At 61.0% G+C, this 12,099-nt stretch carries 9 protein-coding genes and 1 pseudogene; 7 read left to right on the forward strand and 3 right to left on the reverse strand.

Annotated features, from left to right (window positions below; translation table 11 throughout):
• Positions 1 to 420: 420 nt before the first annotated feature.
• A pseudogene (locus V1278_RS09015) lies at positions 421 to 532 on the reverse strand (DDE-type integrase/transposase/recombinase); the annotation flags it as partial.
• 99 nt (positions 533 to 631) lie between these two features.
• Between V1278_RS09015 and V1278_RS09020 the strand changes: the two are divergent.
• Positions 632 to 1,090 carry a hypothetical protein gene (locus tag V1278_RS09020; protein WP_334380379.1) on the forward strand — a complete coding sequence of 153 codons (459 nt, stop codon included), beginning with the start codon at positions 632 to 634 and terminating at the stop codon, positions 1,088 to 1,090.
• Positions 1,091 to 1,673: 583 nt separating this feature from the next.
• Here V1278_RS09020 and V1278_RS09025 read toward each other — a convergent pair.
• Positions 1,674 to 2,165 carry an OsmC family protein gene (locus V1278_RS09025; RefSeq protein WP_334380380.1) on the reverse strand — a complete coding sequence of 164 codons (492 nt, stop codon included), beginning with the start codon at positions 2,163 to 2,165 and terminating at the stop codon, positions 1,674 to 1,676.
• A 26-nt stretch (positions 2,166 to 2,191) separates the two neighbouring features.
• A complete protein-coding gene (locus V1278_RS09030) occupies positions 2,192 to 2,503 on the reverse strand; it encodes a hypothetical protein (RefSeq protein ID WP_334380381.1) in 312 nt (103 codons plus the stop codon).
• 1,305 nt (positions 2,504 to 3,808) lie between these two features.
• Between V1278_RS09030 and V1278_RS09035 the strand changes: the two genes are divergently transcribed.
• From V1278_RS09035 to V1278_RS09055, 6 genes are all read left to right on the forward strand, one after another.
• Positions 3,809 to 4,951, forward strand: a complete 1,143-nt coding sequence (locus V1278_RS09035) for an efflux RND transporter periplasmic adaptor subunit (protein ID WP_442894642.1) — start codon at positions 3,809 to 3,811, stop codon at positions 4,949 to 4,951.
• Entirely contained in the window at positions 4,948 to 8,127 is a 3,180-nt protein-coding gene (locus V1278_RS09040; RefSeq protein ID WP_334380382.1) for an efflux RND transporter permease subunit, read from the forward strand. The genes V1278_RS09035 and V1278_RS09040 overlap by 4 nt, the downstream gene beginning before the upstream one ends.
• 152 nt (positions 8,128 to 8,279) lie before the next feature.
• Positions 8,280 to 8,804, forward strand: a complete 525-nt coding sequence (locus V1278_RS09045) for an isoprenylcysteine carboxylmethyltransferase family protein (RefSeq protein ID WP_334380383.1) — start codon at positions 8,280 to 8,282, stop codon at positions 8,802 to 8,804.
• Positions 8,805 to 8,854: 50 nt separating this feature from the next.
• The gene (locus V1278_RS09050; protein WP_334380384.1) at positions 8,855 to 9,910 is read left to right on the forward strand and encodes an adenylate/guanylate cyclase domain-containing protein; all 1,056 of its coding nucleotides are present in this window, start codon (positions 8,855 to 8,857) and stop codon (positions 9,908 to 9,910) included.
• A gap of 81 nt (positions 9,911 to 9,991) precedes the next feature.
• Positions 9,992 to 10,327 carry a redoxin domain-containing protein gene (locus tag V1278_RS36865; protein ID WP_442894622.1) on the forward strand — a complete coding sequence of 112 codons (336 nt, stop codon included), beginning with the start codon at positions 9,992 to 9,994 and terminating at the stop codon, positions 10,325 to 10,327.
• A 169-nt stretch (positions 10,328 to 10,496) separates the two neighbouring features.
• Complete coding sequence (locus tag V1278_RS09055; RefSeq protein ID WP_334380385.1) at positions 10,497 to 12,092, forward strand: GMC family oxidoreductase; 1,596 nt, start codon at positions 10,497 to 10,499, stop codon at positions 12,090 to 12,092.
• The last annotated feature ends 7 nt before the right edge of the window (positions 12,093 to 12,099 follow it).

The following is a 12,099-nucleotide window of genomic DNA, read 5'->3' on the forward strand; positions in this document are numbered from 1 at the left end:
CACGTCGCAAGGGAGCGTTAGTGGATGGAGAGTGATGATTTCGAGGCGGCGTCAGCAGCACTCCCTGAGGGCTATAGCGAAGGGATCTACGAGGGATGGCGATATGGCGTGAGCGTTCGCCGATCCGACGATGGACGACGCAACAGTCTGTTTGCGCGAGAATTGGCCGGTACAGACATTGTCAGTTTTAACCTATACCGCCTGGGATCGGGCAACGCATGGCCTCGAAGGCACAGCTGCGACGGTTGTAGCAAGGAGTTGTTCCAGGAGCGCTAGATGGCCGGCGGTGTAATCCGAGATGTCCTGGAACGGTCGATAGATGAGTCGCTCGATGAGCTGTCATCGTGTTCGTGGCCTGCGTTGTCGACAGCATGACGCCCGAGCAGTTTGCCGAGTTGCATGCATTCACACGGCGTCTTCGTAACTTGCTCATCAGCCGCTTTGCAGCCTTGGTATTGCGACCGCTTTGAACAAGCACATCGAGGACGAAATCATTCTAATCGACGGCCCGCCAAAGCCAGTGGTTCTCGCCGTGCGTGCCGCGTCAATGGCATCGATTTCATAGCCACCGGTCATTGGACCATGGAGTTTCGCCGTCCTATTTTTGCTTGTCTGCAAAGGAGGCCGGAAGATGAAGACATATAACAAAAATCCCGAGGCAATGTCGCAGCTGACGGCGGAACAGTCCCGCATCACGCTTTTCGCTTCTGTCTCGCTTTGCGCCTCCAAATCGCTTTTTGTGGCTGCGGCCCTTGCGGCCGTCGCCATTCCCGATTCGGCCAGCGCGGCCCGCAGGGTCGCAGGCCCGTATGACGGGATCTGGACCACGATCTTTGCCACCACGCGCGGCCACTGCAGTTCTGGATACAGCGTCCCCTTCACCGTAGCCGGCAACCGGGTCTCCTCGGCCGGCGGCGGCCGCGTCTCCGGTTCGGTGAGGCGAGGCGGCAGTGTGGCCGTGTCGGTTTCGGTCGGAGCCTCGCGCGCCAGCGGCGGCGGACGGCTGGTCGGCAATTTCGGTTCCGGTCGCTGGAGCGGCATAATCACCGGCGACCGCTGCAGCGGCACCTGGCGGGCGACGCGCAGCTGACGGGGGCTCTATTGGGGCGGCGAATGGGGTATTTCCAAAGTCAAGGCGGCACGGAGCGACCCGTTTCAGAACGAATGCTGGGACAACAAAGGGGCAGGACTCTATGTCGATGTGGTGTCTGGCGAGCCGCTATTGGTGAATTACCGAACGTCCGGTCTGCCATGGTTTGTCATCATCGATCCCGGGGAGGGGAGGGTAATCGAGAGTGACTTCTCGAGCGACGCCGACAGACTCCTGACCGTTTTCGGAAAGCGATCGCAACTGCGTCAAACCGTAGTGATGCCGAGGGCTTTTGTCGACGAGGCTGGGCACGATAAGCCATTCATTCGCTCAGTGGAGCGGCTCTCGTGCTTAGACTGATGGGAAACCGCGACGATCAACGCACCTGATGAGCGGAGCTCCCGCCCGACAACAGGGCCTCCTCGTCTCACGACGGCGATTTGAGAGCCGTGGAGGCGGAAAGAAGGACCCGCTTAGACGACGACGTCGGGGCATCCAGAGTCACGGGTTTACCGAACTTGAGACCCTGCGGGCATGATAGGCTGCGGTGCCCCGATGCGGTGATCGACGGGACGAGAGACGCTCAATCCGGATCGATATACAGAATCTGGAGTTCAGCCAGATCATCCTCATAGCTGGCCTGACGGCTTTCGTTGTGGCCGGAAGTAGCAGCGTCCAGGCGTGTATTAATATCCGCACTAATGCCAAGAATTTTGCCAACAGGACAGAGGTTTGCGGCTTCCAGCAAGAATGCGCGCTGCTGCGCGTCGAGGTCTCCCCCCAGCACGAGGGTGCGCTCGAACGAATCTCTTCCGCCCTGGGCGCCGTGGTGGAAGCTGACGCCCACTTCTACCCGCTCCAGCGGAAGTTTCTGGCGCCGAGCCTGAAAACGAACGCTCATAGCGGTGCATGCGGCGAGAGATGCGCTAAGAAGGTCGTAAGGATTGGGACCAGAAGATATGTGGCCGACGCCATCTGGGCCGCCGATAGGAAACTGAGATTCGCCGACACGGCCAACCAGCGCGCCATGATTGGTGGGGTCGATTGCGACGACAACTTCGCGGATCTTGGTCATGATTTAGGTCCGATCGTTCGTACGATTCATCCACCGGTTTCGACGAGTGTGTACGCCAGCAGCGCAAAATAAGTCTTAGACTCGTGCGAGATCTCAGCGCGGCGTCCGCTCCAGCCAGCGCGTTCAGCAACTAAATCCGGCGACCATTCGGGTAAAGCTATCGTATCCATAACCGCCAGGAATGCTCCGCGAAGTCTGTATCGAAGCTCCGGGATGAGGAAATCCGTGAACGCGCGCGCAGTGGGCTTAATGGTGTTCCCGCTCATGAATAATGCATCGACTTCCATCGAACCGAAGTCCCAGTCGGACAGGATGCGAGCGAGGGCATCGCTTTCCAACTCTCACACTATTGAGGCTTGAGGAGACGATATCACACCAGCCTTCGCGCCTTCAGTGATTGTCATTGCCGATTGATTTCCGCACGGACGGACGCAACACGTCCGTACTTGCGGAAGGAGAACGTCGGCGAGACATGGGCAGGGCCGATCCTGACGGCGTGGTGTGGTCGTCTCCTGAATGATCTTTGAGTTGTTTGGTACGCAAAATGACCAATTCGTCAAGAGGCGCTAGACTGTGAAAATGCGTTCGAGTCATTCATGGAGGTCATGGGATACCCAGAGTGCCCCGCGCGCGTTTTGCCGTTCTCGTGCGCCATGTACGAGCTTCTCTCGTGGTTCACTGCGGGAATTTCGCGGCACCAGTTGTGCAAGCCGCGACGGCATTGATTGTCGATTCAGCGGCCGAACACGGCTTAGAAGTGTTTGCAGAGTAAAACATCGGCTTCGCGTGCCATTTGGTTAGCTGCATTCCTCGCTATGGCATCGCGCGGCGTGGCGAGCGACAATAACGACAGTTTATCGACTCCATGGCGAGAGGTGATTTCCCTCTTCGGCGTTGCAAGGTCATTCTCCAAAGCATCGTTGTGCCGAAACTTGCGGCTGCGCGATCGGCGCGCGGAACACGATGGAAGACTGAAAAGGCAGGGGGTCGATGTGCAAAGCAACGACGTAATCGAAATCGTTACGCCATGGACACACTACACTACGATCCGGCGAGACCTAGTCGCGGCAGCGGAGGGGTTTCGGCGCGCCGTCGGTCCTCGTGTTTGACGTCACACCGAGATTGTTCAAGATCTCTCCGATTTTGTGGCTGATCCAGAGGACGTTCTACTTCGCGTGCCGCAATGCGAGCGCAGCGCTGCAAGACGGCGGCAGGTCGCGATCTCTGCGAAGAACAATGTGCCGCGTCCGGGAGCGTCGACTGGAGTGGTAGAAATCATCGTCGCGGTAGCGGAAGCGACATGGCGGACGAAGTGCCTCGCGAGCGTTCGACTCCAATTTCACGACGAAGCCGGTTGGGCGGGTTCGGGTCTCGATCTCGGCCAGGTTCAACGATTTGTCCAAAAGAGCGGCAGCGCTATTGAGATCAGGTCCGAGTTCAGCATCAGAACAGCGGTGCGAATGCTGCTGCCTGTATCGAGACCGGCCGACGGTAACCGTGCTGCCGCCCAGTCCAATCCAATTACGACATTGTAGGTCCTTGAGGAGACGGAAGTGAGTGTGACTGACAGAACGGAGCGTCCGGCTCCCGCGACCCGGGTCGATCGCGGTTGGCTTCGTCGCCTTCCACGATGCAACGCACCGATCTGTATGCTATTCGTGCTGGCGCTCGCTGGCTGCGACGAGAAGGCCCAATCGCAGGCGGCAGCGCCTCCGCCGCCTGTAACGGTGGCGCAACCGGTCAGACGGACCGTCACCGACTGGGACGAGTTCACCGGCCGCTTTGAGGCGATACAGGAGGTTCAGGTCCGCGCCCGCGTCGGCGGCTTCGTCAACAGCGTAGAGTTCAAGGATGGTGCGATCGTCCGCGCCGGCGATCTGCTTTACATCATCGATCCGCGGCCGTTCGAGGCGGTCGTGCTGCAGGCCGAGGGGCAGCTCGCCGACGCACGCGCCAAGGGAGAGCTTGCCAAGCGCGATCTCGAGCGCGGCCTGACCCTCGTGCAGACCAGCGCGGTCTCGGAACAAGTCGTTGATCAGCGCCGTCAGGCGCTGCAGGCGGCGCGTGCTGCCGAGACCCAGGCCGAAGGCGCGCTGAAGGCCGCAAAGCTCAATGTCGAATTCACCCATGTGGTGGCGCCGATCACCGGTCGCGTCAGTCGCCATCTGGTGACCCCCGGCAACCTCGTGCAGGGCAGCGAGGGCGGTGCGACGCTGCTCACCTCGATCGTGTCGCTCGATCCGATCTACATCTATTTCGACGTCGACGAGGCGACCTATCAGCGCAACAGCCGGCTGTGGTTCGAAGGCAAGCGTCCGAGCTCGCGCGACACCCCGAACCCGGTGCAGGTGACGCTGACCGGCGAGACAAAACCCTCGCATGAAGGCAAGATGGACTTCCTCGATAATCGACTGGACGTCTCCACCGCAACGCTGCGCAGCCGCGCCGTGATCCCAAACAAGGATCTTTCGATCCTGCCCGGGCAGTTCGGCCGCGTCCGGATCATCGGCTCCGCGCCTTACGAGGCGCTGCTGATCCCTGACACTGCTATAGCCACGGACCAGTCGCGCAAGATCGTGTTCGTGGTCAAGGACGACAACACGGTGGAGGCAAGGCCGGTGGTGCTCGGGCCGCTCGATGAAGGGCTGCGTGTGATTCGCGAGGGCCTCAAGGCGGAAGATCACGTCATCGTCGACGGGCTGCAGCGTGCCCGCGTCGGCGCCAAGGTGACGCCGAAAATGGTGCAGGCGCGGGCAGGCGACAAGCCAGCAGGTGCCAAGCCATGAATCTCGGAAGGCTCTCCATCAACCAGCCTATCCTGGCGATGGTGCTGTCGATCGTGCTTTTGATCGTCGGCGCGATCGCCTACCAGACGCTGCCGGTCTCGGAATATCCGCAGGTGGCGCCGCCGACCGTTACCGTCACCACGCAATATCCGGGCGCCTCGGCGCAGACCGTATCCGACACCGTCGCCGCCCCGATCGAGCAGGAGATCAACGGCGTCGAGGACATGCTGTATCTCTACAGCCAGGCGACCTCGAACGGCCAGCTCACCATCACCGTCACCTTCAAGCTCGGTACCGACCTCGACAAGGCCCAGGTGCTGGTGCAGAACCGCGTCGCGATCGCGCAGCCGCGGCTGCCGGAGGAGGTTCAGCGCAACGGCGTCGTCACCCGCAAGAATTCGCCCGACATCCTGATGGCCGTGTTCGTGCTGTCACCTGACGACACGTTCGATCAGCTCTACATCTCCAACTACACGTTGCTGCAGGTCCGCGATCAGCTTTTGCGGCTCGACGGCGTCGGCGACATCCAGATGTTCGGCGCGCGCGACTACTCGATGCGGTTGTGGCTCGATCCCGACCGGATCGCCAATCTCGGTCTGACATCGAGCGAGGTGATAGCAGCGATCCGCGCGCAGAACCTCCAGATCACGGGCGGACAGATCGCGGAGCCGCCGATTGCTGATCGCGCATTCCAGCCGAATCTCGTTTTCACTGGCCGCCTCAAAGATATCAGGCAGTTCGAGGACATTGTGGTGAAGGCCGGCTCCGACGGCCGTACCGTGCGGCTGCGCGACATTGCCCGCGTCGAGCTCGGCGCGCTGGCCTACGCCACTGGCAGCTTCATCCTACGGAAGTCGGCCGTCGCAATGGTGGTGACGCAACGGCCCGGATCGAACGCGCTTGCGACCGCGCAAGGCATCAAGGACACGATGGCGCGGCTCAAGACGAGCTTCCCGAAGGGGCTCGACTACAACATCGGCTACAACCCCACCGATTTCATCGCCCAATCGGTCCATGAGCTGATCAAGACGATCTACGAGGCGATGGCGCTCGTCGTCATCGTGGTGCTGGTCTTCCTGCAGGGCTGGCGGCCTGCGATCATCCCAATCATCGCGATCCCGGTGTCGTTGGTCGGCACCTTCGCGGTGATGGCCACGCTTGGATTCTCGATCAATAATTTGACGCTGTTCGGTCTGGTTCTCGCGGTTGGCATCGTGGTTGACGACGCCATCGTGGTTGTCGAGAATGTCGAGCGACATCTCCAGCTCGGGATGAGCCGGCGCGAGGCGGCGCTCAAGACCATGGAGGAGGTGGGCGGCGCGCTGGTCTCGATCGCGCTGGTGCTCTGCGCGGTGTTCGTGCCGACTGCCTTCCTGGGCGGCATTTCCGGACAGTTCTTCCAGCAATTCGCCGTCACCATCGCGGTTGCGACCGCGATCTCCTGCTTCTGCTCGCTGACGCTGTCGCCGGCACTGGCCTCGCAGATTCTTACTCCGCACGAGGAGAAACGTCGGCCGGCGCGCTGGAACATCATCGCGCGCGGCTGGAACAGCTTCAGCGCGCTGTTCAACAGCATCTTCGATCGTTTGGCGCACGGCTACGCGTCGGTGGCCGACTTCGTGATCCGGCACACGGTGGTGATGCTCGCGATCTATCTCGCGCTGATCGGCGGCGCCGGCTGGCTGCTCGCCACTACCTCGCAGGGCTTCATTCCGGACCAGGATCGCGGCTACCTCATCATCTCGGCGCAATTGCCAGGCGCCGCGTCGCTGGTGCGGACCACTGCGGTGGTGCGCGAAATCGAGCGGATTGCGCTGGATACGCCAGGTATCGTCCGTGTCGGGGCCTTTGCCGGGTTTTCCGGCGCGACACGCACGCAGGCCGGCAACGCCGCAGCGTTGTTCCCGGTGTTCGACGAGCCAGAGGCACGCCTGAAGAGGGGGCTGACGGCGAATGCCATCACGGCCGAATTGCGCAAGCGGCTGTCGGTGATCCAGGGCGCTTTCATCATCGTGATTCCGCCGCCCGCGGTGCCAGGCATCGGCACCGGCGGCGGCTTCACCATCCGTATCCAGGATCGGCAAGGCCGCGGCCCTGAGCTGCTGGCAGCCGCGACCGACGAGCTCGTCGCCGCTGCGCGGAAGTCGCCGAACCTGACCTCGGTGTTCTCGCCGTTCACGGCGAATACGCCGCAGCTGTTCGTCGATATCGATCGCGTCAAGGCGCAGAAGCTCGGCGTGCCGATCGCCAACGTCAATGACGCCATCCAGACCTATTTCGGCTCGACCTACGTCAATGACTTCAATTTGTTCGGCCGCACCTATCACGTCACCGCGCAGGCCGACCTCCCATTCCGCAAGGAGACCTCCGATCTCGCGCGGCTGCGTACCCGCAATGCGGCCGGCGACATGGTGATGCTCGGCAGCGTCGTGGACTTCAAGGATATCTCGGGACCGGATCGTGTCGCGCGCTACAATCTCTACCCGGCGTCCGAGCTGCAGGGTGAGCCGGCACCGGGCGTGAGCTCGGCGACGGCGCTCAACACCATCAAGCGACTGGCCGACGAAACATTGCCAAGCGGCTTTTCCTTCGAATGGACCGATCTGTCCTATCAACAGGTAACAGGTGGCAATGCCGGCCTTTACGTGTTCCCGATCTGTGTGCTGTTCGTCTATCTGGTGCTGGCGGCGCAATATGGCAGCTGGACGCTGCCGTTCGCGGTGATCCTGATCGTGCCGATGTGCCTGTTTGCGGCCACCATCGGCGTTCGCATCATGGGCCAGGACGTCAACATCCTGACCCAGATCGGCTTCGTGGTGCTGGTGGGACTTGCCGCCAAGAACGCGATCCTGATCGTCGAGTTCGCGCGCGACATCGAGAGCGAGGGCAGGTCGCGGCTGGAGGCTGTCATCGAGGCCTGCCGGCTCCGCCTGCGGCCGATCCTGATGACCTCGCTCGCTTTCATCCTCGGCGTGCTGCCGCTGGTGGTATCGACCGGTTCCGGCTCGGAGATGCGCCAGGCGGTCGGCGTCGCCGTGTTCTTCGGCATGCTCGGCGTCACACTGTTCGGCCTGATCTTCACGCCGATCTTCTACATGGTGGTGCGCAACCTCGCGGAAGGTAAGAACGAGGGCAAGCCGACCCAGACGACGGCGGCCACGGCCGCGGCGGGGTGAGTTGCGGGCTGTGGGGAGACCACAAAAATGAAATCGGGCAACCGAAGGTCGTTGTGATCAAATACCGCCGGGAGTGTTTGCATGAATTGGTTGAGCACTCATCTCAGCAAGCGCGGACAAACACTCCTGCCTTATGCCAGTAAGTTAACCTCATGGGTGTCCGCTCGCTTTTCCTGTTCATCACTGCAGCCGTCGCGTTTCGCGTCGCCATGCTCGTGGTTTCGATGCGGAACGAAAGGGCGCTTCGAAAGGACGGGGCCGTCGAGTACGGCGAGAGGAACTCGCGTTGGCTCGCCTTGGCGCATATCGCCTTCTATGTCGCAGCTTCAATTGAAGGCATCGCCCGCGCAGCCTCTTTCGACCCCATCACCATCATGAGACTAGTTCTCTACGTCTTCGGGGTCGGGATGCTGTTGGTTGTATCGCATCTGCTCGGCCGCCTGTGGACCGTGAGGCTGATGATCGCCCGTAACCATGTACTGGTAAAACACCCGCTTTTCCGGTGGGTTCGCCACCTGAACTACTATCTCAGCATTCTTCCGGAGTTGGTCGGTTTCGCGCTTGTGCTGCACGCCTATTTCACTCTCGTGGTCGGGTTGGCGATCTATGCCGTTCCGCTGGCCATACGCATACTTCAGGAGGAAAAGGCGATGCGCGAGCGCTTTCCCGGCTACTGACCAGAGTGCACGGCAGCAATGGCCGAGCGGGCCCTTAACAAGCCAGTCAGATGATCCCTGCAAACAAGAGGAGATCTAATCGTCCGCAGCTTGCTGCATTCGCGCTGGCTCTCGGCATCTTCGTCATCGATACGCTCACCCCTTTCGAGTTTGCCGTCGCGGTGCTCTATGTCTTCGTCGTGCTAGTTTCGACAATCGGTCTCAACCGTCGTAGCGTCATGGTTGCCGCCGCGGGATCCACAGCGCTGACCATATTGAGCCTGGTGCTGGTGCATGGTCCGAGGTTCTTGGATGCGGCGATCCTCCGAGCCGCCATGGGTCTTGCGGCTATCGGCATCACCACGTTCCTCGCCTTGGAGAATATTTTGGCGAATGAGCGGCTTTCAACGAGCCAGCGACAGCGTGCGAATCTGGCACGATTCTTTGCACCGGAGCTAGTGGATGAAGTTGCGGAGATGGACACGCCGCTTTCCCTTACCCACCATCAGCCTGCAGCCGTGCTGTTCGTCGACATGGTAGGCTTCACAGCATATTGCGCGAAGCTGACACCGGAGAATGTGATCGCGTTTGTGCGCGACCTGCAGGCGCTGCTGAGCAAGTGCGTTTTCTCCGAGAATGGCTACATCGACAAATTCCTTGGCGACGGGCTGATGGCGGTGTTCGGTGCGCCGCTGCCGTGCTCGACCGATGCCACCAACGCAGCTCGCGGCGCGCTCAAGATCCTGCACTCGATCGCTGACTGGAATAAGCGGCGCCTTCAATCCGGTGATGAGGAGATACGCATGGCTGTCGGAGTTCACCACGGTCCGATCGTGCAAGGTGACATCGGCAGTGAAAGCAGGCTCGAACTGACCGTGGTCGGCGATACGGTCAATATCGCCAGCCGAGTCGAAGCGTCCTGCCGCACTCTCGGCTTCGACTTGCTCGTCACAGCCTCATTCATCGATGCGCTCCATGCCGAGGGTAGCGGCGATCTAGCGCGGATGTTTGCCGACCTGGGTCATCATGCGCTGCGTGGTCGCGCCGAGTCGATCCATCTTTACGGGATCACGTGGCCTGTGTCGGGAACTGACCTCGCGACGATAGACCCGCAAAAGGTTGATTAAAAGCGCGAGCTGTTCGGAATGCTGGACGCCGAAAATGACCACTGATATCGCGATTGCCCTGGCGCGGGCTGCCGAGACCTGATGGCCTCCGGCCGAGTTGAGAAAGGCGTTAACCGCTGGACGACATCCCGGAGCTTCTTCTGTCTGCCCAACCAAGACGGCGCAATATCCTCGGCGGCGTCGATACTGCGCCGCAGTCCGCTCCCCTTAATCTTCTATAGCGGCAGTTGGTGTCCCGCATGCAATCTCGGCTTAAGGGCTCTCGAAGAGGTTCACCCGTTAATCGAGGCACGTGGAGGTTCGCTGATCGCCAGCTCCTCTCAGACAGTTGAAGAGAATAAAAGCTCGGTTTCGAGGTGCGATACGGCTGGCGGCACTCCTCGCCACGGCATCATGCGGCGCGGCGCGCGACAATAACGATCGGCTATCGACTCTATGGCGAGAGGTGATTTCCCTCGCCGGCGTTGCAAGGTCACTTTCCAAAATCAAGGTCCAATCAATCTCTGGATCGGGCGCCGCGATGGCGCTCCGCCGGCTATGGGCGTTTTATTGAACGACAAAAATCGTGCGAAAGAGAAAGACGCAGATGTCTCAAGAGGGGTACGACATTGTCATTGTTGGCGCGGGCGCGGCCGGCTGCGTCGTCGCGAGTTATCTCGCCGAACACACCGATGCGTCGATCGTGCTGATCGAAGCGGGCGAAATGGATCGCGATCCGTTCATCCACATTCCCGCAGGCTTTGCCAATATACTGGTCCATGACCGGCATGTCTGGAAGTACGAGACGGTTCCCCAGCACGGCACCAAGCGAGCATATCGCTCGGGCAAGGTGCTCGGCGGCGGCTCCTCGATCAACGCGATGTGCTACGTCCGTGGTCAGATACGCGACTTCGCCGCGTGGCAAGAAGCGGTCGGCGATACCGGCAAATGGTCGTATGAAGACCTGCTTCCCGTCTTCATGGCGCAGGAACGCAACGACACCTTCCACGACGAATATCACGGCATCAATGGTGGTCTGGCGGTCCAGTTGCCCAAGGGCATCAACGAGCTGAACCAATATTGCCTCAAGGCCTTCCAGGAATATGGAATTCCTTATAATCCTGACTATAACGGCGAGAGCCAGATCGGCGTCTCGCCGGTGCAGTCGACGGTCGGAAATCAGCGACGGTGCAGCGCGGTCGACGCTTATCTGCGTCCGCACCTCGCCTCAGGCCGTGTCACTCTTCTCACTGGCAAGACCGTCGTTCGGATTCTTATCGAAAACAAGCGGGCTGTCGGCATCGAGCTGAAGGGCAACGGCCTCGAGAGGATCATGGCCGGCGAGGTCGTGGTGTCGGCCGGGTCCGTCCATAGCCCGAAGATCCTCATGCACTCGGGCATTGGACCGGCCGAGCAGCTGCGCCGGCACGGCATCGCTCTAATCGTCGATTCTCCGGGGGTGGGCGAAAATCTCCACGACCACCCGATGGTGCCGGTCCGTGCCTATGTGAAGGGCGATCTCGGCTATCAGGCGGTCGCGCATGGCCTCGGCACCGTGAAGGCAGGCCTGCGTTATCTCGTCACCAAGGATGGCCCGGCGTCGGGCAACGGCATCGAGACCGTTACCCACTGGAATCCGTCGGACTTTGCCGCCGAACCCACGATCCAATGTTATCACGCTCCTATCATCTTGAACGAGCAACTCGGCCCGGCGAGCGACCGCTCGGGCGTCACCTTCGAACTCGTGGTGCTTCAGCCCAAGAGCCGTGGCTGGGTGCGGCTGGCCGACAGCGACCCGACGTCGATGCCCCTCATCAACCCGAACTTTATGGGCGAGGAGGAAGACTTGATGGCCGCGGTGGAATCGGTGCGTGCGATCCGCGAAGTTATGGCCCAGGAGTCATTGGCGTCGGTGATCGAGGAAGAGATGGATCCCGGCCCGCATATCCGGTCGGATGCGGAGATCGGCGAATGGGTGAAGCGTGTCGTGACAACGATGTGGCACCCGGTCGGAACGTGCCGGATGGGCCAGGATGCGCGAGCGGTGGTCGACGCAAGGCTCAGGGTCCGTGGGGTCGACGGCCTCCGGGTGATCGACGCCTCGATCATGCCGAACATCACCAGCGGCAATACCAACGCCCCGACCCAGGCGCTTGCGCGCCACGCCACGGCGATGCTGGTCGAGGATCTGAAGCTGACCTAGGGAGCTC

The organism is Bradyrhizobium sp. AZCC 1577 (assembly GCF_036924575.1).
Taxonomy (GTDB): Bacteria; Pseudomonadota; Alphaproteobacteria; order Rhizobiales; family Xanthobacteraceae; genus Bradyrhizobium.